21 protein-coding genes are annotated in these 23,168 nt (G+C 72.0%); 7 read left to right on the plus strand and 14 right to left on the minus strand.

Annotation, left to right across the window (positions count from 1 at the left end; translation table 11 throughout):
* Positions 1-197: 197 nt before the first annotated feature.
* Entirely contained in the window at positions 198-920 is a 723-nt protein-coding gene (locus tag ACZ7J0_RS26260) for an AAC(3) family N-acetyltransferase (protein ID WP_470891306.1), read from the minus strand.
* A gap of 275 nt (positions 921-1,195) precedes the next feature.
* Here ACZ7J0_RS26260 and ACZ7J0_RS26265 point away from each other — a divergent pair, with 275 nt between their 5' ends.
* Positions 1,196-2,095 carry a DUF4231 domain-containing protein gene (locus tag ACZ7J0_RS26265; protein ID WP_470891416.1) on the plus strand — a complete coding sequence of 300 codons (900 nt, stop codon included), beginning with the start codon at positions 1,196-1,198 and terminating at the stop codon, positions 2,093-2,095.
* Positions 2,096-2,199: 104 nt separating this feature from the next.
* On the opposite strand, the gene ACZ7J0_RS26270 is transcribed toward ACZ7J0_RS26265, so the two are convergent.
* From ACZ7J0_RS26270 to ACZ7J0_RS26285, 4 genes are all read right to left on the minus strand, one after another.
* Positions 2,200-2,679, minus strand: coding sequence for a hypothetical protein (locus tag ACZ7J0_RS26270; RefSeq protein WP_470891308.1), 480 nt, complete (start codon positions 2,677-2,679; stop codon positions 2,200-2,202).
* A gap of 150 nt (positions 2,680-2,829) precedes the next feature.
* Positions 2,830-3,729, minus strand: a complete 900-nt coding sequence (locus ACZ7J0_RS26275; protein WP_470891310.1) for a S1 family peptidase — start codon at positions 3,727-3,729, stop codon at positions 2,830-2,832.
* Positions 3,730-3,988: 259 nt separating this feature from the next.
* Complete coding sequence (locus tag ACZ7J0_RS26280; RefSeq protein ID WP_470891312.1) at positions 3,989-4,777, minus strand: DUF1684 domain-containing protein; 789 nt, start codon at positions 4,775-4,777, stop codon at positions 3,989-3,991.
* A 56-nt stretch (positions 4,778-4,833) separates the two neighbouring features.
* Positions 4,834-6,000 carry a DUF5685 family protein gene (locus ACZ7J0_RS26285; RefSeq protein WP_470891314.1) on the minus strand — a complete coding sequence of 389 codons (1,167 nt, stop codon included), beginning with the start codon at positions 5,998-6,000 and terminating at the stop codon, positions 4,834-4,836.
* 288 nt (positions 6,001-6,288) lie between these two features.
* Here ACZ7J0_RS26285 and ACZ7J0_RS26290 point away from each other — a divergent pair, with 288 nt between their 5' ends.
* The gene (locus ACZ7J0_RS26290; RefSeq protein ID WP_470891316.1) at positions 6,289-6,723 is read left to right on the plus strand and encodes a cell division protein SepF; all 435 of its coding nucleotides are present in this window, start codon (positions 6,289-6,291) and stop codon (positions 6,721-6,723) included.
* A gap of 25 nt (positions 6,724-6,748) precedes the next feature.
* On the opposite strand, the gene ACZ7J0_RS26295 is transcribed toward ACZ7J0_RS26290, so the two are convergent.
* Both ACZ7J0_RS26295 and ACZ7J0_RS26300 read right to left on the minus strand, forming a co-directional pair.
* Positions 6,749-7,939 carry an acyl-CoA dehydrogenase family protein gene (locus ACZ7J0_RS26295; RefSeq protein WP_470891317.1) on the minus strand — a complete coding sequence of 397 codons (1,191 nt, stop codon included), beginning with the start codon at positions 7,937-7,939 and terminating at the stop codon, positions 6,749-6,751.
* 69 nt (positions 7,940-8,008) lie between these two features.
* On the minus strand, positions 8,009-9,709 hold the full coding sequence (locus tag ACZ7J0_RS26300; RefSeq protein ID WP_470891319.1) for an MFS transporter: 1,701 nt from the start codon (positions 9,707-9,709) through the stop codon (positions 8,009-8,011).
* Positions 9,710-10,128: 419 nt separating this feature from the next.
* Here ACZ7J0_RS26300 and ACZ7J0_RS26305 point away from each other — a divergent pair, with 419 nt between their 5' ends.
* Positions 10,129-11,124: a phosphatase PAP2 family protein gene (locus ACZ7J0_RS26305; protein WP_469123062.1), complete on the plus strand. Its 996-nt coding sequence runs from the start codon at positions 10,129-10,131 to the stop codon at positions 11,122-11,124.
* A 122-nt stretch (positions 11,125-11,246) separates the two neighbouring features.
* Here the strand turns inward: ACZ7J0_RS26305 and ACZ7J0_RS26310 are convergent, their stop codons facing one another.
* Positions 11,247-11,462, minus strand: a complete 216-nt coding sequence (locus ACZ7J0_RS26310) for an I78 family peptidase inhibitor (protein WP_468709637.1) — start codon at positions 11,460-11,462, stop codon at positions 11,247-11,249.
* Between the two features lie 376 nt (positions 11,463-11,838).
* On the opposite strand from ACZ7J0_RS26310, the gene ctaD reads away from it, so the two are divergent.
* Positions 11,839-13,569 carry an aa3-type cytochrome oxidase subunit I gene (gene ctaD, locus ACZ7J0_RS26315; RefSeq protein ID WP_470891322.1) on the plus strand — a complete coding sequence of 577 codons (1,731 nt, stop codon included), beginning with the start codon at positions 11,839-11,841 and terminating at the stop codon, positions 13,567-13,569.
* Here ctaD and ACZ7J0_RS26320 read toward each other — a convergent pair.
* From ACZ7J0_RS26320 to ACZ7J0_RS26340, 5 genes are all read right to left on the minus strand, one after another.
* Positions 13,526-14,488 (minus strand): helix-turn-helix transcriptional regulator, encoded by a 963-nt coding sequence (locus ACZ7J0_RS26320; protein WP_470891324.1) that lies wholly within the window; start codon positions 14,486-14,488, stop codon positions 13,526-13,528. The genes ctaD and ACZ7J0_RS26320 overlap by 44 nt on opposite strands.
* 54 nt (positions 14,489-14,542) lie before the next feature.
* A complete protein-coding gene (locus ACZ7J0_RS26325) occupies positions 14,543-15,433 on the minus strand; it encodes a hypothetical protein (protein ID WP_470891326.1) in 891 nt (296 codons plus the stop codon).
* Positions 15,430-16,713, minus strand: coding sequence for a glycosyltransferase family 4 protein (locus tag ACZ7J0_RS26330; protein ID WP_470891328.1), 1,284 nt, complete (start codon positions 16,711-16,713; stop codon positions 15,430-15,432). The genes ACZ7J0_RS26325 and ACZ7J0_RS26330 overlap by 4 nt, the downstream gene beginning before the upstream one ends.
* Before the next feature lie 74 nt (positions 16,714-16,787).
* The gene (locus tag ACZ7J0_RS26335) at positions 16,788-18,071 is read right to left on the minus strand and encodes an ABC transporter substrate-binding protein (protein ID WP_470891330.1); all 1,284 of its coding nucleotides are present in this window, start codon (positions 18,069-18,071) and stop codon (positions 16,788-16,790) included.
* Positions 18,049-18,606 carry an MTB12 C-terminal domain-containing protein gene (locus ACZ7J0_RS26340; RefSeq protein WP_470891332.1) on the minus strand — a complete coding sequence of 186 codons (558 nt, stop codon included), beginning with the start codon at positions 18,604-18,606 and terminating at the stop codon, positions 18,049-18,051. Before ACZ7J0_RS26340 ends, ACZ7J0_RS26335 begins: the two co-directional genes overlap by 23 nt.
* A gap of 116 nt (positions 18,607-18,722) precedes the next feature.
* On the opposite strand from ACZ7J0_RS26340, the gene ACZ7J0_RS26345 reads away from it, so the two are divergent.
* Genes ACZ7J0_RS26345 through ACZ7J0_RS26355 form a run of 3 tightly spaced genes read left to right on the plus strand, consistent with a single transcriptional unit; the run spans position 18,723 to position 22,590 of the window.
* Positions 18,723-19,148, plus strand: coding sequence for a hypothetical protein (locus ACZ7J0_RS26345; protein WP_470891334.1), 426 nt, complete (start codon positions 18,723-18,725; stop codon positions 19,146-19,148).
* Positions 19,136-21,934 carry an ABC transporter permease subunit gene (locus tag ACZ7J0_RS26350; RefSeq protein ID WP_470891336.1) on the plus strand — a complete coding sequence of 933 codons (2,799 nt, stop codon included), beginning with the start codon at positions 19,136-19,138 and terminating at the stop codon, positions 21,932-21,934. The genes ACZ7J0_RS26345 and ACZ7J0_RS26350 overlap by 13 nt, the downstream gene beginning before the upstream one ends.
* Positions 21,931-22,590 carry an ATP-binding cassette domain-containing protein gene (locus tag ACZ7J0_RS26355; protein WP_470891338.1) on the plus strand — a complete coding sequence of 220 codons (660 nt, stop codon included), beginning with the start codon at positions 21,931-21,933 and terminating at the stop codon, positions 22,588-22,590. The genes ACZ7J0_RS26350 and ACZ7J0_RS26355 overlap by 4 nt, the downstream gene beginning before the upstream one ends.
* On the opposite strand, the gene ACZ7J0_RS26360 is transcribed toward ACZ7J0_RS26355, so the two are convergent.
* Entirely contained in the window at positions 22,577-23,089 is a 513-nt protein-coding gene (locus ACZ7J0_RS26360) for a LysM peptidoglycan-binding domain-containing protein (RefSeq protein ID WP_470891340.1), read from the minus strand. The two genes, ACZ7J0_RS26355 and ACZ7J0_RS26360, sit on opposite strands and share 14 nt — an antisense overlap.
* Positions 23,090-23,168: the final 79 nt, after the last annotated feature.

The raw sequence follows: 23,168 nt of genomic DNA on the forward strand, positions 1-23,168 counted from the left end.
GGGCAAGTGGGGTGCCCTGACACGGAGGATGGAGCCGCCCACTATTCCGAGACCGACGGGTAGCACACAAGGTCGACTTCAGGACGCGCACGCGCCAACTCCGGTGCGCCCCCTGCCCGTCGAGCGCCCCCGATCCCTCCTGGTCGGTTCCGATTGCGAACACCGGGTGCGACCGGCCGATGGTCAGGGGGTAAGGACTAGTCCTGTCTTGAAATCGACGTACGCTTTTCGGTCATCCACCGCACGGCGTGATCCACGGCGTCCCGCAGCGAGACCAGTCTCGCGAAGGCCGCCCCCACCGGGCCCTTCCGCTCCAGCTGCCGGGGAAGCGCACCGCCGATCGCGCCGAAGTCGCTGTCGTCGAGGCACGCGTCGTGGTACTCCACCCACCGCGGTCCCCGCTCCCCGGAGATGACACAGCGATAGGTGCGCGGAGGTGATCCGGTGCGGTATTCGGCGAGGTGGAACGCGGTGCAGGCCTCGAACCCCACATTGATCAGCAGGATCCGCGCGTCGGCCCGCCAGAGCGCGCCCAGAGGCGAGTCCTCGCCGAGATGGCTGTGCAGCGGATGTCCGGCGAGCAGTTCGGCGGCACGGGGGCCGAGCGCCGCGAATGAGGTCTGCGGGTGGGAGCTGCGCACGGCTCCCGGGGCGGTGCGCACCGACTCCGCCAGTCTGCCCATCGCCGGGCAGGGCGTGGTGTCCGGGTCGAAGGCCGGCATCCGCGCCCTGTGGTCCGCTTCCTGCGCGGGTGACAGTCCCTGGACGCTCGTCCGGTACTGCGGTGAGGTGTCGGAGTTCTCCGGGGTGAACGCCGGGACGACCAGGGTGCCCCGGGGGCCGAGCGCCTCCCGCAGCGCCTCCCGCAGAACGTCCGCGTCCAGGCCGGTCCCGCTGAGCGAGGCGTGCGCCAGGAGCACGGCCCCTTCTCGTACGCCTAATCGCCTGAGGTCACCAACAACACCGTCCGCCATGCGGCCAGTTTAGGGCGGGGGAAGGAGGGGGCACGCACACGAACAGCGCCACGATTCGCCGCGAAAAGCGTCACGCTTCTTTGCCACCGGCGGCCGGGAGCGCACCGTTGCGGTGCCCAGCGATACGACTTTACTCTCATGGCACTTTCCATTGGAGGAAGCGAAGGCGAAAGCGCGACCGGGGGGTGCGCATGACCGGGATTCCGGGCCCATTGCAGAGCATGGTCTTCCGTAACGCCGACCTGCCGGTTCTCTTCCACCGCACGGACGAGCTGGCCGTCACGCGTCAGCGTGAGGCGGTGACGAACACCCGCCTGCAACTGCTGCTCCTGGTCCTGGGCGCGGGCCTGGCCACGCTGCCCCAGGGGTGGCGGATCGGGGACTCCTTCCAGCTGCCGAGCGCCTTGAGCGCGTTGGCGTACGCGGGGGTGCTCGTGGTCACCTTCCGCGCCTCCCGCCGCCGGGCCAAGTCGCACTGGCAGCTCAATCGCTCCGCGGCCGAGTTCATCAAGTCCCTGTGCTGGCGGTACGCGGTCCACGGCACCCCCTTCGACGCCGGCTCCCCCGACCCCGACCGGCTGTTCGTGGAGCGGCTGGAAGAGGGGCTTCAGGAGTTGCGGAAGGTGGGCTGGCAGGATCCCCGGGCGTCCGGCGACAGCACCCGCGCGGAGCTGATCACCACGCCCATGCGGCTGCTGCGCGAGAAGCCCTTCCCCGCTCGGAAGGAGACCTACGTCCGGGACCGGCTGATCGAGCAGCGCGCCTGGTACCACCGGCGGACGGTCGTGTCACGGCGGGCCACCGCGCTCTGGTCGGCGACCATCGCGCTCCTCACCGTGCTCGCCCTCTTCTTCGGAGCCGTGCACACCTTCTCGCCCGACGAGTCGTTCGATCCGGCCGGTCTGCTGTCCGCCGCCGCGGCCGCGTGCGTGGCCTGGGGCGAGGCCCGCCGGCATCAGCCGCTGATCGCGGCGCACTCGCTGGTGGAGGAGGACCTCGCGGCGATGCACACGGCGATGGAGACGACGGTCGGCGAGGGACAGTGGGGGTCGGCGGTGTACGAGACCGAGAGGATCGTCTCGCCCCAGCACACCGACTGGCTGGTCCGGCACCGGAGTTGAGGACCAGACGGACCGGTGGTCACGGCTCACCTCCGCGCCTCGCGTCAGACCCGGGCAAACGCCCCGCCCCATGCCTTGCGCGTGGCCCGGCAGGAGGGGCGGCGTCAGCCCCGCTCCACGCCCTCGCGCCAGATGACCGTGACGGGCTTCCCCCGCTCCCGGGCGTAGCGGACGATGTCGCCCGTGCCGCCGTGGCCGCGGGCCGGGCGGCCGTCCCAGACCGCGAGCAGCCGGTCGCAGTGGTCCGCGATGTAGGCGCCGGCGGCGTAGTACGCCTCGTCGGTGGACTTGGGGAACGCCATCCTGATCTCGCGGGTGGCCCGCTCCCGCAGGTCCTGGTAGCGGGCGAGTTCACCGGGGTCGGCGAAGCCGTCCTCGTAGTCGCCACTGGGGATGACCACGGTCAGTTCGGCTCCGCAGTCCAGGGCGAGGTCCGCGAACAGCTGGTCCGCGCCGGCCGCCAGGCTGGAGAGCGCCTCCAGCGAGCCGTCATGGCCGCGGAGCACCGCGCGCAGGGCGGCGCGCACATGCGCGTACGCCTCGTCGGGGATGTCCCTGTGGCCGGTCACTCCGATCCGCTTCATCCGCCCCCGCTCTCCTGTGGCCGACCGCTCTCACATCCTCTCAAATGTGGGCGGTTCGTCCAGCCGCGGAGCCCCTGCCCGAAGTTTTCGGACAGGGGCTCCGCGGCTGCCGGACGCGGTGCGCGTGGCGGTGTGCCGACGGGACGTCTGTCAGTAGACGCTGACGCCGTAGGCGCTCAGGGCCTCCGTGACGGGCTGGAAGAAGGTCGTACCGCCGGAGGAGCAGTTGCCGCTGCCGCCGGAGGTCAGGCCGATCGCCCGGCTGCCGGAGTAGAGCGGACCGCCGCTGTCGCCGGGTTCGGCGCAGACGTTGGTGCGGATCATGCCGTAGACGATGTCGCCGCCGCCGTAGTTCACCGTGGCGTTGAGGCCGGTGACGCTGCCGCTGTGGGTGCCGGTGGTGGAGCCGCGGCGGGTGACCGACATGCCGACGGTGGCGTTGGCGGCGCTGGTGATGTCGACGCTGCCGACCGTGCCCGGGTGGGCGAGGGAGGTGTTGGCGTAGCGCACGAGGCCGTAGTCGTTGCCGGGGAAGCTGGAGCCGACCGTGGGACCGATGCTCGTGGTGCGCGCGGAGTTGGTGTACCAGGGCGGGTTGCCGTCGGTGCAGTGGCCGGCGGTGAGGAAGTAGTACGTGGTGCCGCTGCGGACGTTGAAGCCGAGCGAGCAGCGCCAGCTGGTGGCGTAGATGGCGTCGCCGCCGGCGATGAGCTTGGAGAAGGTGCCCGGGGTGCGCTCGATCTTCAGGGCGCCGGCGTTGGATCCGGCCTTCTGCTTGAGGGCGGCTATCTGCGCGTTGGAGACGCGGGAGTCGACGGTGACGACGACCTTGTTGGTCGCCTTGTCGACGTGCCAGGCGGTACCGGCGATGTCCGCGCCGAGCACGGCGTCACTGGTGGCGGAGAGCTGGGTGGCGCTGAAGGCCTGGTTGGAGTCGGCGTTCGCCGTGGGGACGGCGAGCGCCGCGGCGGCGATCAGGCCGGTCGTGATGGCGACGAGGCGGGTTCGTCTCGCGGTGCCATTGCGGGGGGTGGTGCGCTTGATCCTCACTTCTCGTTCCTCCCGAAGGGAATCCGGGGGCCCGCGGTGGGGTTTCGGGCCCGTGAGGCGCAGCCGGGGGCCCTGGCCTGCCCGGTTTTCGGACAAGGCGTGCCCCTGACAAGCGCTGTTCGGGAGTATTCGGTGCGTCAACTCCGCGCGCAAGGGCGCCTTTCGGCCGCCGACGGCGGCACGGCAGGGGCCCCGGTGGCGGGAAGGTGCCACCGGGGCGATCGAGGTGCCGTGGGCCGGCGTTCGGGGATGGGACGGGTCAGCGGGCGCGCGGGTTCCGTTCGCCTGCCGGGACGCCGGTCGTCAGGGTGTTCCCGGGCGGCGGGAACGGGCAGATGAAGTGGTCGGCGAAGGCGCAGGGCGGCAGCAGCGCGCGGTTGAAGTCGACCGTCACCGAGCCGTCCGCTTGAGGTGCGGCGGGCCGCAGGAACCGGAAGCGGTAGCTTCCCTTTCCGCTGGTCGCATCGGCGAAGACGGCCCAGAGCGAACCGTCGTCCTCGACCGCGACGCGAAGCGTGTGCGGCTCACCGTCGATCTCGAGGGCGATCTCCCCCGCGAGGCCGAGACCGCGCTCGCGGCCGTCGGCGTTCTCGACCCGCACGCTGCGCGTCTGTGCGTACGGACGGAAGGTGCCGGGCAGCGACCAGCGCGGGTCGTACGCGGTCGCCTCGATGCCCTGGAAGTCGCGGCGCGCCTCGGACCGCGGGTCGAAGTCCCGCACCGCCCACAGCCCTTCGCGGCGCAGCACGACCAGACGCCTGCCGTCGGCCGCGACCCGCGACGCGTGGACCGGCCCGTGGTCCGCGGTGAGGCGGACTTCGCCGGTCAGGGGCTCGCCGTCGACGGTGAGGGAGTCCGCGGCACCGGCCGTGAGGACCACCTCGTCGGCGTCTTCGCGCCACCGCCCGGGGACGGCCGGAATTCGACCTTCCGGGTAGTCGGAGAGCCAGTACGTACCGGTGAGGGAGAGCGGGCCGTGCGGTGCGGCGACCGCGGCGGTGCGCTGTTCGTGCCAGTGCTTCCAGTCCTGCTCGGGGTCCGTGCTCATGGTGCTCGACCTTATCCACCCGAGAAGGCGGGCTCAGTGGGGGCGGGGCGGGGGAATCAGCAGTCGCAGCCGCAGTCGCAGCAGTCGCACCCATCCCCGCAGTTCGAACAACAGTCACAGCAATCGCAGCAGTCTCCACAGTCCCCCTGATGACACAGCCCCTCCCGCCGCTCCCTGCTCCACGGGTCCTCGAACGTGCCGCAGCACATCTGGCACGTGCAGGCCAGACCCATCCAGACCGCGCAGCCGGCTATCAGGCCGCGCCTGCGGTTCGGGGGCTCCGGAGGCAGGGGCGCGCCCGGGCCACCCGGGGCGTACGGGCCACCCGGGGCGTACGGATTGCCCGGCAGGGGCTGGTGGGCGCAGGGGGTCGTCGCGAAGGCCCTGTTCACCGACTGCTTCAGCTCGTGCACCAGCAGCACGTGCAGCAGCGTGTCGTCGACGAAGTCCGCGTCCCGCAGCGCCAGCCGGATCCCGTGCCGCGCGTCGTCCGCCAGGCGGCGCGCCTCGCCGAGTGAGGTGCCCGTCGCCGTGAGCGGGTTCCAGGCGCCCGACGCCGCGTCGGCGTCCTTGTCCTCCACCGCGTCGAGGAGATGCGCGAGACGGCCGAAGAGCCGGCCCGCCTCCGCGAGGGGTGCCGCGTTGCCGGGGCGGCCGGCCAGGACGGCGGTGTGCGCGAAGGCCGCCGCCGTCGCCGTCTCGGTCGGCTCGGTGACCGTGAGGACGGGCGTGCCGGGCCCGGCGAGCGCCTCGATGCCGGTCTGCCGGTCGACCGCGTCGACCAGGACCGCCGTGTCGAAGCCGAGCGCCCGTCCGGTTCTGGCCCCGGCCCGGTCCCAGCCGAGGGCGACCCGCCGGGCGGCCGCGGCGGCAGGCCGCCGCGCCAACAGCCCGTCCCCGTCGGCCACGTGGTCCCGTACCTTCGCCGAGGCCAGGACGAGCGACACCGCCGCCGCCAGCCGCGCCCCCTCTCCCCGGGCGACCGGGGCGGTGCGCATCGCGCGCAGCGGGCAGGGCCCCGCGGTGCGCCGGCCGCCGGCCGTGACGCCTGTCTGAGCCTCCGTCAGAACCGAGACGATGAGGCCGTCGTAATTGGTGACGACCCGGGCGAACTGGCCGTGGTCGGCCCGAAGTGCGAGGCACAGCCCGCAGAGATGGGCCATCCACTCCGTCTTCAGGCCCTCGCTGAGCCGATGCGTGCAGGGCCTGACGATTCCGAACATGAGCACTTCCCCCGAGAGTCGATCGCACGTGCGCCGGGCATCGTATCGAGTGGGTCGTTCACCCGTACGTCCCCTCGATCACCCGTCTGGCCCGACCTTCATATTTTCTGTTCCGCGATGCCCCATCAGAGGCTGTACCAAGGAAGAACCTTGACGAATCGCCACATGTTCTGCACCAGTACCGTCACGAATCCCCTGCGCGCCGACTATCCACTTGGCGCGCGATCCGCATCATGGACGACCATAGGGGTGCGGAACCACAAGTGACCGCGCTGAAAGGAGGCGTCCATGGGATCGGTGCGCAAGGCAAGTGCCTGGCTGGGACTCGTCGAGGACAGCGACGAGCGTTACTACGACGACGAGTACGTCGAGGGTGCTGAGAGCGGCGACGCATGGGTGACCGACCCGCGGGTGCGGGTGGCCTCCGAAACGGCGCAGGAGGAGGGCCGCCGGATCGCGACGGTCTCCCCGGACGGCTTCCGGGACGCCCGCAGCATCGGCGAGCTGTTCCGGGACGGCGTCCCGGTCATCGTGAACCTGACGGCGATGGAGCCCTCCGACGCCAAGCGCGTGGTGGACTTCGCGGCCGGTCTCGCCTTCGGTCTGCGCGGGTCGATCGAGCGCGTCGCGACCCGCGTCTTCCTGCTGACCCCCGCGGACACCCAGATCGTCAACGGGGAGTCCGCGGGCCGCGCGACGGACGGCTTCTTCAACCAGAGCTGACGGCAGGCCTCACCGGCGGCGCCTCTCACCGAAAGGCGTCGAGTCCGGTGAGTGCCTTGCCGAGCACGAGCTGGTGCATCTCGACCGTGCCCTCGTAGGTGAGGACCGACTCGAGGTTGGTGGCGTGCCGCATCACCGGATACTCCAGCGAGATTCCATTGGCGCCCAGGATGGTGCGCGAGGTGCGGCAGATCTCGATCGCCTCCCGCACGTTGTTGAGCTTTCCGAAGCTGACCTGCTCGGGGCGGAGCTTCCCGGCGTCGAGCCGCCGCCCGAGGTGATGGGCGAGCAGGATGCCCTTGTGCAGTTCCACTGCCATGTCGGCGAGCTTGGCCTGGGTGAGCTGGAAGCCGCCGATCGGCCTGCCGAACTGCTCCCGGCTCTTGGCGTACTCCAGCGCGGCCTCGAACGACGCGCGCGCCGCGCCCATCGCGCCCCACACGATGCCGTAGCGGGCGTGCGACAGACAGCTGAGCGGGCCCTTGAGACCGGTGACCCCGGGAAGGACCGCGTCGGCCGGCAGCCGCACGTCGTCGAGGACGAGTTCGCTGGTCACCGACGCACGCAGCGACCACTTGTGCTTGATCTCGGGGGCGGAGAAGCCAGGGGCGTCCGTCGGCACGGCGAACCCCCGGACGCCCTGGTCGGTCTGGGCCCAGACGACGGCGACGCCGGCGACCGACCCATTGGTGATCCACATCTTGCGGCCGCTGAGAACCCAGTCGGCGCCGTCCTTCTTCGCGTAGGTCCGCATCCCGGCCGGGTCGGAGCCGTGGTCCGGCTCGGTCAGACCGAAGCAGCCGATGATCTCGCCCGCGGCCATCCCGGGCAGCCAGCGCTGCTTCTGCTCCTCGGAGCCGAACTTCCAGATCGCGTACATGGCGAGCGAGCCCTGTACGGACACGAGCGAGCGGATGCCGGAGTCGGCGGCCTCCAGCTCCAGGCAGGCCAGTCCGTACTGGACGGCGGTGGCGCCCGCGCAGCCGTAGCCGTCGAGGGACATGCCGAGCGCGCCGATCGAGCCGAGTTCGCGGGCCAGTTCACGGATGCCGGGCAGCTCGCCGCGCTCGTACCAGTCGGCGATGTGGGGCAGGACCCGGTCGGCGGCCCAGCCGCGGACGGTGTCGCGGATCGCGAGGTCCTCGGGGTCGAGCAGATCGTCGATGCCGAGGGGGTCGCTGGGGTCGAAGGGCGGGAGCTTCGCGGGTGCGGACATGGCGGGGCCTCCGGCGGCTGACACTCGTAAAACTAGCGTTGGTAGTTACAGCGGCGCTGACGTTACGGCTCAGTGTGCCGTGCGTCCAGACCGGGCCGGCTCCACGACCTCGCGCCTCGCCGGAAGCCTCGCTTCGATGCGCGTGACGGGCTGCGGCGGAACGGCGACGGCAGCCTGGTCGCGTTCGACGGCAGTCTGGTCGCGCGTGTCCGCGGACCGCTCGGGCTCGTCCGCCGGGCACTCCATGATCCGCGGCAGTCGCAGGGCCATCAGCGCGCCGAGGAGCAGCAGACCGGCGCTGACCAGCAGCGTGACGTGAAGGCCGTGGACGAAGGCGTGGCGTGCGGCGGCGTGCAGGGAGGCGCCGGCGGCCCCACCGAGATGGGCCGCCACCTGATAGGCCTCACCCAGCGAGTTGCCGGCCGCGCGGCCCGCCGCGGCCGGGACGCCGGTGATCGACGCGAGGCCGGGGGCGTAGACCGCGTTCATGACGCTGCCGAGCAGCGCGATGCCCATACCTGCACCGAGCTGGTAGGAGGTCTCGCCGATCGCGGCCGCGCCGCCCGCGCTGTCGGCCGGCGCCTCGCTGAGCATCGACTCGTACGCGCCGAAGAGAGTGGTCTGCAGTCCGAAGCCGAGGAGCACGAAGCCGACGGTGAGCAGCAGCGGGCGGTCGTGCTGCCCCATGAGGAGCAGGAGGAGCACGGCGCCCGCCGTGAGCATGAAGCCCCAGCCGACCATGCGACGGGGACCGATGCGGTGCAGGGTGTACGACCCGGTGGCGCCGGCCGCCATGGCGGCGAAGGTCAGCGGCAGCAGCCGCAGACCGGTCGCCAGCGGGCTCAGCCCGAGCACCAGCTGGAGGTACTGCACGGCTATGAGCTCCAGGCCGACCAGCGCCAGCATCGCGAGGACGATGCAGCCCACGGAGGTGGTGAAGGTCGCGCGGGAGAACAGCCGCATGTCGACCAGCGGATGGGTGCGGCTCTTCTGCCGTCGTACGAAGAGGACCAGCAGCGCGGCGCCGACCAGCAGCGGCACGGCGGTCGCCGCGGACAGCAGGGGGTCCATGGCGCCCAGTCGCTTGACTCCGAGGACCACACCGAGGACACCGGCCGCCGCCATCAGCGCGCCCAGGACGTCCCAGGGTCCGTCGGCGGCGCCTTTCGACTCGGGAAGGAGCCAGCGGCCGAGGGGAAGGATCAGCGCCATCAGCGGGATGTTGACCAGGAAGACCGAGCCCCACCAGTAGTGCTGGACGAGGAAGCCGCCCAGGACCGGCCCGGTCGCGGCGCCGACGGCGGCGACGGCCGTCCAGATGCCGATGGCGGTGGCCCGCTCGCGCCGGTCGGGGAAGACGGCACGGAGGAGGGAGAGCGTCGCCGGCATGATCATCGCGCCGCCGACGCCGAGCAGGGCGCGGGCGCCGATCAGTACGCCGGGGTTGGTGGCGAGGGCGGCGACCGCGGAGGCGGCGCCGAAGATCCCGTATCCGAGGAGCAGGACCCTGCGCCGTCCGATCCGGTCGCCGAGGGTGCCGAAGAGGATCAGCAGTGAGGCGCAGACCAGCGGATAGGCGTCCACGATCCACAGCAGCGCGGTGCCGCTGGGACGGAGGTCCTCGGTGACGGACGGCACGGCGACATGGAGCACGGTCGCGTCGAGCGCGACCAGCAGGAGGCTCACGCAGAGGACGAAGAGGACGACCCAGCGGTTGGCACCGCCGCCGGCGGCACGCAGCCGTGCTCCGGCCGTGATCGTCCCGGACATGTACGTACCTCCCAGTGAATCCCTCGCGCTCGGTGGGCGCCGACCGGGGGCGGGACCCTCCGGGGCGGCCCGGCATCGACGGGCGAGTGAGCAGTCAGCGTACGCGAGTTCACCGGGGGGACGCGTGGTCCATCTCTCACCCCGGCGGGCCCGCGAGTGTGGCGTACGCCACTCAGGGCGCCCCGCGCGTCGTCTCGCATCGCGGCGGGAATTCCGTACTCACATCCGTACGGGCCATTTCATCGACGTACAAACACACTTCCGCCAAAGCCTCACGGCGGTAATAGGGCACAAGGTCCCGGGGGTTAGTGGATTGTCCGGGAATAAATCACTCGCTGAGACGGACTCCACATCACATGGTCATCACGAAGAGGCCGGATCGGCCGGGACCGGCACTCACTCGCTGTAACGTCGATTGGGTGCGTACCGACATCTTTGCCCGGCTGGACCGGGAGCCGGAACCGCCGAAGATAGAGATCCCGGGGATGACCCACACGCGTCTCGCCCTCTTCGGCGGGACGTTGGCGTTCTATCTCGCCATCGTCGTCGCCGTGCTCATCTCGTCCTGGCTGGTCATCCTCGACTGGAAGATCATGCTCTTCCGGCCCTACCAGCAGTGGCCGGAGCTGCACGCCTTCCTGGACTACTACGTGGTCCTCGGCCAGCGCGGTCCGACGGCCGTGATGGTGGCGGCCTGGCTCGGCTGGCGTTCCTGGCGTCAGCACACGCTGCGACCTCTGCTCGCCCTGGGCGCGTCGCTGCTGCTGCTGAATGTCACCGTCGGCGCGGTCAAGATCGGCCTCGGCCGGCTCGGCCCCCACTACGCGACGCAGATCGGCTCCGCCGAGCTCTTCGCCGGCGGCGATATATTTCCTTCCGGACATACCGCCAACGCGGTCGTGACCTGGGGAATCCTGGCCTATCTGGCCACCACGCCGCGGGCGAGGCGCTATCTGTCGGCCGTCTCGGCCGTGGTCGCGCTCGGTGTCGGGCTCACCACCGTCTATCTCGGTACGCACTGGCTGAGCGACGTGCTGCTCGGCTGGGCCGCCGGTCTGTTGATCCTGCTGGCACTGCCCTGGTGCGAGCCGGCGATCGGCCGGGCCGAGGCGTTCATCCTCTCGGTACGCGAGCAGCTGCGGGCACGCCGTCGTCTGGTGCCGTCCCTGCCGGTCGCGACCGGTGGGCCGCGGCCCGCGATGTTCCCGCGGCGGGACCTGGCCGAGGAGGGCGAGGAGCCGGTGCGCGAGCCGGTGGGCGCGGCCAGCGGCGGGCGTCCGACCGTCCGCTCGACGGCCCAGTTGGCACCGCCGCTCGGCACGCACCGGGCGCACACGGCCCGCTCGGAGCGCACGCCGGTCACCCCGGTCGGCAGCCGCCGGCCACCGCACTCGCGGCCGGTGACGGGCGGCTGATCCCGGCGGTCCCCTTGTCAGGACCGCGGGGGCGGTACGCACAGACCGGCCCCCGCAGCGCGAAGGCCCCGGCTTCGGCCGGGGCCTTCGGCGTTGTCGGGTCCGGCGTCCCCGGCGCCGTCTCAGCCGAGCCAGCAGCGGGTCACCGTGTCGTCCTCGACCTCGAAGTTGATGCGTTCGGGCATGTACTCCATGGTGATGATCGAACCCGGCGGCAGGGCGCGGACAAGGGCCCAGCCGCGGTCGTGGGCGAGTTCTTCCGCGGCGTGCGCGTCCAGGCCGACGTACGACTCTGGGGCGTCCTCGGGCGGTACGGGAGGGGTCGGAATCGGTGCCATGTTCCTCACCGTAGGCGGCCTCGGACGGTGACGGAAGCGGGGGACGGGCAGTTGTGCCAGCACCCTCACGTACCTCAGCGGTCACACTTGTGTCACAGGCTCTCGACATATGTTCGGCGCGAAGGCGCTGACTCGAAGTGTCGGAAACCGGCCTCTTCGACGGCAATTGGGGGCCCTTCCGGCGGTAACTCGGACACGCGTTCCGGAATTCTGTCCGAGCACCTTGTCCGATGAATTGACGGGCCGTCTTCCATTCCCCTTTCCCTGCCTGCCGCGCCTATCCGTCCGGTAGGCGCTCTGTCGCGTCCGCCCAGGGGCGAGCATCATGTCCCGACGACCGGACGAAGCCCGAGCCGCGCACGCGAAGGGGGCAGCGATGGGGACGGAGACCGCGCACTCACCGATCGGGCCGGCGCCCGTACGCCAGGGAAAAGTGCTCGTGGACTGGCTGACCACCACGGACCACAAGAAGATCGGCCACCTCTACCTGATCACGTCGTTCGGCTTCTTCCTCGTCGCCGGGCTGATGGCGCTGATGATGCGCGCCGAGCTTGCCCGGCCGGGCCTCCAGCTGATGACCAACCAGGAGTTCAACCAGGCGTTCACCCTGCACGGCACGATCATGCTGCTGCTCTTCGCGACGCCGACCTTCGCGGGCTTCGCCAATGAGCTGGTGCCCCTGCAGATCGGCTCGCCCGACGTCGCCTTCCCCCGGCTGAACATGCTCGCCTACTGGCTGTTCCTCTTCGGTGGACTGATCGTGCTCGGTTCGCTGCTCGTGCCCAGTGGCCCGGCGGCCTTCGGCTGGTTCGCGTACGCCCCGCTCACCTCGATGGAACGCTCCCCCGGCATCGGCGCCGACCTGTGGATCATGGGTCTGGCGCTCTCCGGCTTCGGCACGATCCTCGGCTCGGTGAACTTCGTGACCACGATCATCGGGATGCGCGCGCCGGGCATGACCATGTTCCGGATGCCGATCTTCACCTGGAACATCCTCTTCACGTCGATCCTGGTGCTGATCGCGTTCCCGGTGCTGGCCGCCGCGCTGCTGGTGCTGGAGGCGGACCGGCGGTTCGGATCGGTGGTCTTCCAGCCCGAGTCCGGCGGGGCGCTGCTGTGGCAGCACCTGTTCTGGTTCTTCGGCCATCCCGAGGTGTACATCATCGCGCTGCCGTTCTTCGGCATCATCAGCGAGATCATCCCGGTGTTCTCCCGCAAACCGATGTTCGGCTACCTCACGCTGGTCGCCGCGACCATGGCGATCACGGGACTGTCGCTGGTGGTGTGGGCGCACCACATGTTCGCCACCGGGGCGGTGCTGCTGCCCTTCTTCTCCCTGCTGTCGTTCCTGATCGCCGTGCCGACCGGAGTGAAGTTCTTCAACTGGACCGGGACGATGCTCCGGGGCTCGCTGTCCTTCGAGACGCCGATGCTGTGGGCCGTCGGCTTCCTGGTGTCGTTCCTGTTCGGCGGACTGACCGGAGTGATCCTCGCCTCGCCGCCGCTGGACTTCCATGTCACCGACTCGTACTTCGTGGTCGCCCACTTCCACTACGTGGTCTTCGGGACGGTCGTCTTCGCGACGTTCGCCGGCTTCCACTTCTGGTGGCCCAAGTTCACCGGCAAGATGCTCGACGAGCGCCTGGGCAAGATCCACTTCTGGACGCTGTTCACCGGTTTCCACACCACGTTCCTGGTGCAGCACTGGCTGGGCGCGAACGGCATGCCCCGGCGCTACGCGGACTATCTCGCCGCCGACGGCTTCACCCTGCTCAACACCGTCTCCTCCATCGGCGCGTTCCTGCTGGGCCTGTCCACGCTGCCGTTCCTCTACAACGTCTGGAAGACCCACCGGTACGGCACCAGGGTCGCCATGGACGACCCCTGGGGGTACGGACGCTCCCTGGAGTGGGCGACCTCCTGCCCGCCTCCCCGTCACAACTTCCTGACCATGCCCCGCATACGCTCGGAGTCGCCCGCCTTCGATCTGCACCACCCGGAGTACGCGGCGCTCCGGTCGGCGGACGCCCGGGCCGGCGGCGGAGAGTCCGGGCCGACCGGGGTCATTCCCCGAGGGCCCGGGAGAGACGGTCCCGGATCTGCCTGATGTGGTCGTCCAGTGACCGCGGCTCGAGCACCTCGAACGCGAAGCCCATCAGCACCACATGGATGACCAGCACATCAAGGCTCGTTCCGCCGGTGTGCAGCAGACATGTCGACGCGGTCTCGGCCTCCAGCACGCCGTCGGACGGACCCACGGTCCGGGCCGCCTCCTCGATCGGGACATGCAGCCGGATCACCGCCCTTGCCGCGTACGCCGCCGTCGACACGCCCTTGGACACATAGGCGGCCAGATCCTCGGCCGGCGGCTCCCTCGGCGGGAAACGCGGGCCGTGGGGCGGCGTGGGGACGATCCGGTCCGCGCGGAACGTACGCCAGTCCCGGCGGTCCACGTCCCAGGCGACGAGGTACCAGCGGCGTTCCGTGCAGACCAGCCGGTGCGGCTCGGCGGTCCGCCGGGAGGTGGAGCCGTTGTGGTCGCGGTAGTCGAAGCGCAGCCGCTCACCGTCCCGGCAGGCGTTGGCCAGTTCGGTGAGCACGGACGGGTCGAGCGCCTGGGTCTGCGGGGCGCGCAGCATCGGGACGGTGAAGGCGTTCAGTGCGCCGACCCTGCGCCGCAGCCGGGCGGGCAGTACCTGCTCCAGCTTGGCCAGCGCCCGTACGGAGGTCTCGCCGATGCCCTCGATGGCCTGCCCCGCCGCGGTACGCAGGCCGACGGCGACCGCCACGGCCTCCTCGTCGTCGAGGAGCAGCGGCGGCAGCTCGGCCCCCGCCCCGAGCTGGTAGCCGCCGCCCGTGCCGGGACTCGCGTGGACCGGATAGCCGAGTTCGCGGAGCCGGTCGACATCGCGGCGTACGGTACGCGGCGTGACGCCGAGCCGGTCCGCGAGGTCGGCGCCCGACCATTCGCGGTGGGCCTGCAGCAGTGAGAGCAGGCGCAGCAGTCGTGCCGAGGTCTCCAACATGCGGGGATTCTGACAGCCGTTGCGGACAGCTGCTGTCCGCGGGGCGCGGCGAGGTCAGCTCACCCGGACGCAGAGGTCGTTGGCGGAGGTGTAGACGGGAGTGACCGTGCGGTCCCCGACGGCCCGGTCCGGGTAGACGAAGATGGTCCTGCGGTCCCAGATGTCGTCGAGGAGCCGGGCGATCCTGACCGGTTCGGCGTCCCCGGCCGGTCGCAGCCACAGCTCCCACAGCCGCTGCGCCGCCCCGGACGCTCCCGCCCCCGCGCCCCCGGATCGCTCCGACCCGGCGGCCTTCCCGGGCTCTTCGGGTTCTTCGGGCTCATCCGGCTCTTGGGCCAGCGGCGCGTACGGCAGGGTGAAGGTAAACGTTTCCTCGGTTCCGGTCACCGGCACCTGACGGGTCCACTCCCCCAGCCTCGCCTCGGCCACCGCGCCGACTCCGAACGCGGCGCCGTGCAGCCGCCCCTGGACCGTGCAGCCGGCCGACCCGAACGTCAGATCGCCGGCCTCGGCATGGGGTGCGCGCAGCCAGCTGCGGACCGCGAGCCCGCCGTCGGGCGTCGGCTGCGGGATGCGCACCGAGACCGGACCGGTACGGACGTGCTCCCGGGCCATCAGCGCTCGTACGTCGCGGATACCGGGCTCGACGGCCCGGCCGTCGACGTACGCGTCCCAGCGGCCCTCGGCGAGCTCGGTGTCCGCGTCGAGGACGGCACGCACCCGGCCGGTGCCCGCCGGGGTCAGCGGCAGACGGATCTCGTCGGCAAGGCCGGCCGCCCCGCGCGGCCGCAGGACGAGTGCGCCCCCGGCGCCGGGTCCTTCGGCGGCTCCTTCGGCGAAACCGGTGCTCAGCTCGAAGACGACGTTCCCGGCGGCGTCGGCCACGCAGTCGGCGCGCGGCGCACGCGCGCTCGCGCTCTCCACGGCGGTGGTGGAGGTGGTCATGCGCGCTTCCCCTTCCGGAGGACGTCGGCGGCCTTGTAGCGCAGGGCGTAGGCGGTGTCGAGGATGCCGCCGCGCGCGCGGTGGAAGCCGTCGCGGAGTCCGCTGCGGGAGCGGCCGTTGGTGCCCCGCTCGACCAGTTCGGCGAAGAGCGCCTCATGGCGCTCGGCGATCGGGACCGGGTCGAAGCGCTCGGACGCGGCCAGCGCGGCCTGTCCCCTCTTGCGGCGCAGCTCGTCGTCCTCGATCAGCTCCAGCAGTGCCGTGGCCACGGCGTCCGCGTCACCGACGGGCACCAGCCGTCCGTCCACACCGTCCTCGATGATCTCGCCGGGACCGTGCGGGCAGTCGGTGGAGACGACGGCCAGACCGCAGCGCATCGCCTCGACGATGGTCATGCCGAACGACTCCAGGCGGGAGGTGACGGCGGCGATCGAGCCCTTCACCCACTCGGGCTCCAGCGGGTGGGCCGGCCCCATCAGGAAGACGTGATTGTGCAGGCCGCGCTGTTCGACGAGGGCGCGCAGGGCGTTCTTCTCGTTGCCGGTCGCGTCGCCGCTGCCGTAGATCCGCAGCCGCCAGTCGGGGCGGACCTCGACGACCTTGGCGAACGCCTCGACCAGCAGGTCGTACCGCTTGACCTGGGTGAGCCGGCCGGCGGAGACCACCCACTTGGCGCTGGAGTCGGCGGGCGGCAAGGAGGGGACGGGGACGCTGTTGGGCACGGAGTCGATCCGTACGCCGGGAAGCTTCAGCCGGGTGCGGTAGGAGCGGGCGTCGGCTTCGGTGACGGTCGTGATGGCGTCCAGGAGGGCGTAGCGGTGCCCTATCTCACGGCGCAGCCGGTAGCCGTGGCTGTCCAGGGTCAGATGCTCCTGGCCGACGCGCACCGGGCCCCGGCGGACCTGCCGGGCGATGTGGATGTTGAGCCCGGGGCGCGTGCCGACGACGACATCGGCCCGAAGGTTCTTCAGATGGGCGCCGATCCGCGCGTCGGTGAGCCGGCTGTACTGCTTCCAGCGGCCGTCGCCCCGGGGGAAGACCCGTGCGGGGCGCCGGTAGTCGGGATGGTCGCCGTCGTAACCGGGGCTGTTCCTGCGGAGATCGACCAGGTGCTTCATGGTCACTCCGGCCGGTGCGCCGAGGGTCGGCTCCTCGCGGTGCCGGAAGACGGACACTATTTCGACGTCGTGCCGCTGGGCCAGGATCTGGGCGAGGTTGAACGTCGTACGGATCGTTCCCCCGATGCCGTAGGCGTTGTGGAGCAGAAATGAGATGTGCATCGCGCTGCCGCGTCTCCCCCGGTTTTTCATGGTCGTCAGTCAGAAAAGGACTGTACTTGGCTCCTCCCGGTGTATCAGGGCCGGTAGCCGAGCTGAGGAACCGTGGCGCAGTTGGTGGTCATGTCACCGCTCTGGGTGATCCATCCACGGCCGTCCTGCCAGCGGGCGACGGACAGACAGGTGCGCAGGGTGCGTGGCGGTTGGGCCAGTCGGTCGAACCGTACGGGCAGCAGCAAGCCATGAGCCGTGTACGGCGCTTGGCGCTCCAGGAAGCGCTCGACGCACGCGCGCGTGAGGGTGCCGCAGGCTTTGGCGGCGTCCGTGAACCACATGGCGGCTGCCCATCCCTCCAGCTGCCACTGCGAGACCTGGCGGCCTTTCAGAGCCTGCCGGAACTCCCGGACCGCCGGGTGGCCCACGTCCTCGTAGTTGCGACTGGAGCCGGTGACCCAGAGGGTGTTGCGGCAGACGGGTGCCTTGCGGAATTCCTCCGGGACGGCCGACGACCAGTTCTGCACGTTGGTGACCTTGGCCGTGACACGGACACCGACCGTGTCCATCGCCTCGCACAGGCGGGCGTTCCCGTGGGTGTCCAGGGCGTCGAAGACTAGGTCGGCGCCCTGCTCGCGGAGGTCGGCGGCGACGGCACGGAAGTTGGGCAGGGCGAAGTCGACCTGCTCGCTGACGACCCGGTAGCCCTCGGCCCGGAGGCCGTCGGTGACGAGCCGTGCGTAGGCGGCGGACGCGGCCTGGTTGTACGCGACGACCGCGGCCGTGCGGGCGCCGTGTCGCGTCTTGAAGTAACGGTAGACCTCCGTGCCGCCGTAGAGGGTGCCGTTCCAGCCGGGCGCCCTGCCGGTGCGCGGGGCGAGGCTGCCGTAGATCCCGTACAGGTGCGGATAGGTGTCGTAGGCCGGGCCGAGCGGCTGGCCGCCGATGTCGGGCACGCCCGCCCGGGAGACGAGCGGGGCGCCCGCGTAGTCGAGGGCCGTGGTGGCGACGAGGGCGAAGACCTTCCGCTCGTCGACGAGCCGGTGCACGCACTCGTTGTTGCCGACGCCGCTTCCGCCGTCGTCGCAGGTGAGGACCTCCACGCGGCGGCCGCCTATGCCGCCGCGCGCGTTGAGGGCGTCGAAGTAGGCGCGGGCGCCGTCGCGCGGGCCGGTGAAGGCGGCGCCACCGACGGGGCTGGTGGCGCTGGTGATGATGCCGACGCGGATCGGCTCGGCGGAGGCGTTGGCGTTAGGGGAGGTGCTCCGGTGTGCGAAGTCGCTCTCCGGCAGCCGGCTTCCGCACGCGGCGCCGAGGAAGAGCAGCGCCGCCAGGAGAAGTGTCTCAGCAGCCCGGAACGGCCGCATTGCCGCTGATCCGGACCAGGCCGCAGAGTGTCTTCACGGACACCTTCCAGGTGTTGTCCTGGAAGACCGCGGTGCCCTTGGAGTCGGGCAGGGCGGGCGTCCCGCCGACCAGCAGGTCGTAGGTGACGTCGGCGGCGGTGGGCGAGGTGAAGCTGACGGCGGTGACCTTGGCGGAGGTCCTGGCGGCGTTCGGGTCGCTGCCGAAGGCCGTCAGCACGGGCCGCATCCGCTCGCCGTCCTCCAGAACCGCGGTCTTCTCGTCGGTGGACGCCGTCGGGTCGAAGAACGTCTGCCAGGCCTTCTCGATCTGCGCCCGCGCGGCGGTCGCGTCGGCGGGGGCGTCGGCGGCGGGCTGCTCGCTGCTCCGGGTCGCCGAGGGGCTCCGGGACGTCGTGGAACCGTAGCCGTCGTCGTCCGAGCAGGAAGCGAGAGCGGGGGTGAGGGCCAGCACCGCGGCGGCCCCCAGCGCCGCCATACGGGGGCGACCGCCGGGGCCGCCGAGACCCTTGAGTACGCCGTTTCCGCGAAGGCCCATCTGGCTCACCACCGGGTGTACGACCAGGCCGTGCGGCCTGATGCTTCCAGGGTCGGACGCTTTGGGGCATAGTGCAAAAAATCGGATGTTCACCAGCCGGAGCGGGAGGCCATGCGATGCCGACATCCCGACTGCTGTGGTGGGGCGGGCTCGCGGCGGTCGTCTGCGGGGCGGTGCTGTGCGCGGCGGGCTGGTACGGGGTGTCGGGGGAACGGTTGGCCGAGCGTCAGATCCCGTACGTGGCGTCGTGCACGGTACCGGGGGCGGCGCTGCTGGTGGCGGGGGCGGTGCTGTGGGCCGCGGCGTGGGAGGCGGCCGGACGGGCGGCGGGACCGGAGCCTGATGAGGCTTCGGCCGTGGGCGTGGCGGACACCGAGTCGGGGGCCCCGCCGCCCTCCTCGGAGGGGCCGCCGCTGCGCGTCCCGGGCGGCACGCTCGCCCACCGGCCCGACTGCCCGCTGGTGGCGGGCAAACCGGAGGCGGTCCCGGCGGGCGACGAGGCACTCGACCCCTGCCCGGTGTGTGAGCCGTGGCCTCGCTGACGTACGAACTCACCCTGGCGGGCCTCGCGATCGGCAGCGCGGCCGCGCTCACCGGCATCGGACTGGTCGTCACCTACCGCGCCACGGGCGTACTGAACCTGGCGCACGGGGCGATCGCGATGGTGTGCGCCTATGTCCTGCGGCAGTTCACGGTCGAGTGGGGGTGGCCGCTGCCGCTCGCCGCGTGCGTGACGCTGCTGGTGGTGGCGCCCGGTATCGGTCTGCTGCTCGACCGGGCGGTCTTCCGCCCCCTGTCCGTCCTCGGCTCCGACCCCGCCCGGACGCTGGTCGCCTCGATCGGCGTCTTCGTCCTGCTGGTCGGCGCCGCCGCGCTGGTGTGGGGCTCCGGGGCGCGGGACGACGCGCCGGCGCTGCTTTCCGACGACCCGTGGCTCCAGTCGGCGGCGGCGGTGCTGCTGGCCGGCGCGGTGGGGGCGGTGACACGCTGGACCCCTGCAGGCAGGGAGTTGCGAGCGGTGGTCGACGACCGGGCGCTCGCCGAACTGGGCGGGATCCACGCGGACCGGGTGTCGGCGGCGGGGTGGGCGTTCGGGTCGTTCACGGCGGGTCTGACGGGGGTCCTGCTCGCTCCGTACGTACGCCTCGATCCGTACGGTCTGCCGCTCCTGGTCGTCGAGGTGATCGCGGTCGCGGTGGTGGCCCGGATGCGGAGCCTGCCGGTGGCCGTGGTGGCGGCCCTGGTGATCGGCGTCGCGCAGGCGCAGCTGACCCGGCTGCACCCCTCCGGCTGGGCGGGCCCGCTGGTCCAGGCGGTCGGCGCGAACCTGTTCGTCGTCGCCCTGCTGCTCGCGGCTCTGCTGCTGCCGGGCGTGGGGGCGCGGGACGCGTTGCCGCGCGCCTCCACGGCGGGCGCGCGCGTGCCCGGCGGTCTGTGGCTCCTCGTCGGCGTCCTCTTCCTCCTCCCGCTGGGATTCGCGGGCCGGGACCTGCACACGGCGATCCAGGTTCCGGCGCTGGCGGTGATCCTGCTGTCGCTGGTCGTCGTGACGGGGCGGGGCGGACAGGTTTCGCTCGGGCAGGCGGCGTACGCGGGGCTGGGCGCCCTGTTCACGGCGCTGCTCGCGGCCGGCCGCGTCCCGGGGCTGCCGACGATGCCGGAACTGGTGGCCTTGGCGGTGGCGGTGCTCCTGGTCGCGCCGCTGGGGCTGCTCACGGGCTGGCCCGCGATCGGGCGCCGGGGGCTCGCCCTGGCACTGGCCACCCTCGCCGTCGGCGTCGCGGTGAGCCGCTTCGTCTTCGCCCAGCCGTACGCGACGGCGGGCCTCGACCTCGGCCGCCCGGCCGGCTTCACCGACGACCGCTGGTTCTACACCCTCGAACTCGCGCTCCTCGGCTGCGCGTCGTTCGGGGTGGCGGCGCTGCGCCGAGGCCGTACGGGCAGGGCGCTGGCCGCCCTGCGTGACCACGAGGCGGGCGCGTCGGCGGCGGGCGTGCCGGTCCCTTCCCTGAAGCTCCTGGCCTTCGTCACCGGCGCCGCCCTGGCGGCCCTGGGCGGCGGCCTCCTCGGCATGGGCCTGCGCGCCTTCGACCCGGACGCCTTCGACCCGGTCCGCGGCCTCCTCTGGTTCGCCGCGGTCCTCGTCCTCGGCGCGGACAGCCTCCTCTCCCCCTTGGCGGCCGCGGCCCTCCTGATCGGCCTGGACGCGGGCACCCGGGGCGGAGTGGCGGCGGCGACGATCGGCCTGCTGGCGGCCCTGACGGGACGGGTCCCGCCGCTGACGTCGCTGTTGGAGCGAGGGGGCGCCGTCGTTACCACCCCCGCCCCAGCGGTCGCGGCCACCCGGCCCGACGGAACGCGGGCCGCCGCGCGGGACGCCCACACACCTCCCGCCCGAACGCCGACCGCCCCGCCGACGGGGGACAACGCCCAAGACGCACGTCCCGGCTCCGCGCGGGACGCCCACACACCTCCCGCCCGAACGCCGACCGCCCCGCCGACGGGGAACGACGCCCAAGACGCACCCCTCCGCTCCGCGCGGGACGCCGACACTCCTCTGGGCTCGGCCCAGCCGCCGGCCCAGGGGCCTGCGGACGCCGGAAAGCCCGGCCCTCCCGGGCGGGACGGCACCCTTCCCACCCCCACCGGCGCCCGGCGCGCCGCGCCGGCCGCCGCACGGCTCAGCGCCGAGGGGCTTCTGGTGCGGTATTCCGGGTTCCTCGCGCTCGATGGGGTCGGGATGGCGGTGCCGCAGGGCCGGGTCACCGCCGTCGTCGGGGTCAACGGGGCCGGGAAGAGCACCCTCTTCCACTGTCTGGCCGGGACCCTGCGGCCCGGGCAGGGGCGGGTGGTGCTCGACGGGAGGGACATCACCGCGCGGCCCGCGCACGCGCGGACCCGGCTCGGGGTCGCGCGGACCTTCCAGGAGCTGGCCGTGTTCCCTTCGCTGACCGTGGAGGAGAACGTGCGCGTCGGCGCCGAGCAGGGCCGCGTACGGGACCCCGCGACCGGCCGGGAGGCCGTCGAGCAGGCGCTGCGGTTGCTCGGTCTTGACGGGCCCGTGCGGCACCGGCCCGCCGCCGGGCTGGCCACCGGGACGCTGCGACGGGTCGAGCTGGGGCGGGCGCTCGCGGGGCGGCCGCACACGCTGCTGCTGGACGAGCCGGCCGCCGGGCTCGACGCCGTCGAGACGCGGGCGCTGGCACGGGTGCTGCGGGCCCTCGCCGCGGACGGACTCGCCGTCCTCGTCGTCGAGCACGATCTCGATCTCGTCTCCGGGATCGCCGACACGGTCCACGTCATGGAGGCGGGGCGGATCGTGTCATGAGCGTCGAGATCGAACTGCGCGCGGCGCGGGTGCGGTACGGCCCCCTGGAGGCCCTCCACGGCGTCGATCTGCCGGTACCGGCCGGCACGCTGACGGTTCTTCTCGGCCGCAACGGCGCCGGCCGTACGACCACCCTGCGCGCGCTCGCCGGGACCGTCCCCCTCTCCGCCGGTCACGTGCTCTGGCGGGGCGAGGACGTGACCGGTCTGCGGGCCCACTCGCGGGCCCGCCGCGGACTGGGCTTCGTACCGGACCTGCGCGCCGTGCACACCACCCTCGGCGTCGCCGAGAACCTCGAACTCGCCTCGCCCACGCGGGACTTCCGGGTCGCCCTGGAGGCTTATCCGGAGCTGCGGCCCCTGCTCGCCCGCCGGGCCGGCACCCTCTCCGGCGGCGAGCAGCGGATGCTCGCCGTGTCCCGCGCGCTGCTCGCGCCCGCGCGTGTCGTGCTCGTCGACGAGCCCTCGCTCGGCATGTCGGGGGCCGTCACGGCTCGTACGTACCGTCTCCTGGCCGCCCTGACCACCGCCGGCGCCGCTGTCGTCCTCGCCGAGCAGCGGCTGCCCCCCGGGCTCCCCCGGGGGACGCTCGTGCACGAACTGCGGCGGGGCTCCCTCGCGTTCAGCGGGGAGCCCTCCGAACTCAGTTTCCGATGACCAGCATCATGCCCACCTTCAGGAGGTTCGGGTTCGCGCCGACGACGGTCCTGTTCGCCTCGTAGAGCGCCTGCCATCCGCCCTTGATCCCGAACCTGCGGGCGACCTTGCTGAGCGTGTCGCCCGCTTGGACCGTGTGCACCCGGCCCTTGAGCCCGTACTTCTTGGAACACACCGGCCAGGCCCGCCACCCCTGTGTCCGCAGTACCTCCTCCGCGACCTTGATCTGCTGCTGCCGTGTCGCGAGGTCGGCGCGGCGCGCGTACGCGAGACCGCCGTGCTCCTCCCAGGTCGGCTGCCAGAACTGCAGCCCTCCGTAGAAGCCGTTGCCCGTGTTGAGGTTCCACCGTCCGCTGCTCTCGCACTCGGCGACACAGCCCCACGGCCACTGGTCGGCGGCGCACTTCGGTGTACCGGCGTCGGCCCGCGCCTGGGCGGGGACGAGCGCGAGCAGCGCGGCGGCGAGGGCTCCCCATGTCCACAATCGGATCTTCGACATCGGGTCACGCTAGGCACCTCCCCCGCCCTCCCGGGCGGTGCCGCGCGGGAGCGGTCCCGTCACCCACCCGGACGGCGGT

It is taken from the genome of Streptomyces sp. NPDC038280, from assembly GCF_055600045.1.

Coding starts and splice junctions, on each gene's coding strand:
- ACZ7J0_RS26265 (WP_470891416.1), top strand. CDS start 1,196: ATGGTCTTCCGTAACGCCGACCTGCCGGTTCTCTTCCACCGCACGGAC.
- ACZ7J0_RS26270 (WP_470891308.1), bottom strand. CDS start 2,679: ATGAAGCGGATCGGAGTGACCGGCCACAGGGACATCCCCGACGAGGCG.
- ACZ7J0_RS26280 (WP_470891312.1), bottom strand. CDS start 4,777: ATGAGCACGGACCCCGAGCAGGACTGGAAGCACTGGCACGAACAGCGC.
- ACZ7J0_RS26285 (WP_470891314.1), bottom strand. CDS start 6,000: ATGTTCGGAATCGTCAGGCCCTGCACGCATCGGCTCAGCGAGGGCCTG.
- ACZ7J0_RS26290 (WP_470891316.1), top strand. CDS start 6,289: ATGGGATCGGTGCGCAAGGCAAGTGCCTGGCTGGGACTCGTCGAGGAC.
- ACZ7J0_RS26295 (WP_470891317.1), bottom strand. CDS start 7,939: ATGTCCGCACCCGCGAAGCTCCCGCCCTTCGACCCCAGCGACCCCCTC.
- ACZ7J0_RS26300 (WP_470891319.1), bottom strand. CDS start 9,709: ATGTCCGGGACGATCACGGCCGGAGCACGGCTGCGTGCCGCCGGCGGC.
- ACZ7J0_RS26310 (WP_468709637.1), bottom strand. CDS start 11,462: ATGGCACCGATTCCGACCCCTCCCGTACCGCCCGAGGACGCCCCAGAG.
- ctaD (WP_470891322.1), top strand. CDS start 11,839: ATGGGGACGGAGACCGCGCACTCACCGATCGGGCCGGCGCCCGTACGC.
- ACZ7J0_RS26320 (WP_470891324.1), bottom strand. CDS start 14,488: ATGTTGGAGACCTCGGCACGACTGCTGCGCCTGCTCTCACTGCTGCAG.
- ACZ7J0_RS26325 (WP_470891326.1), bottom strand. CDS start 15,433: ATGACCACCTCCACCACCGCCGTGGAGAGCGCGAGCGCGCGTGCGCCG.
- ACZ7J0_RS26330 (WP_470891328.1), bottom strand. CDS start 16,713: ATGCACATCTCATTTCTGCTCCACAACGCCTACGGCATCGGGGGAACG.
- ACZ7J0_RS26335 (WP_470891330.1), bottom strand. CDS start 18,071: ATGCGGCCGTTCCGGGCTGCTGAGACACTTCTCCTGGCGGCGCTGCTC.
- ACZ7J0_RS26340 (WP_470891332.1), bottom strand. CDS start 18,606: ATGGGCCTTCGCGGAAACGGCGTACTCAAGGGTCTCGGCGGCCCCGGC.
- ACZ7J0_RS26345 (WP_470891334.1), top strand. CDS start 18,723: ATGCCGACATCCCGACTGCTGTGGTGGGGCGGGCTCGCGGCGGTCGTC.
- ACZ7J0_RS26355 (WP_470891338.1), top strand. CDS start 21,931: ATGAGCGTCGAGATCGAACTGCGCGCGGCGCGGGTGCGGTACGGCCCC.
- ACZ7J0_RS26360 (WP_470891340.1), bottom strand. CDS start 23,089: ATGTCGAAGATCCGATTGTGGACATGGGGAGCCCTCGCCGCCGCGCTG.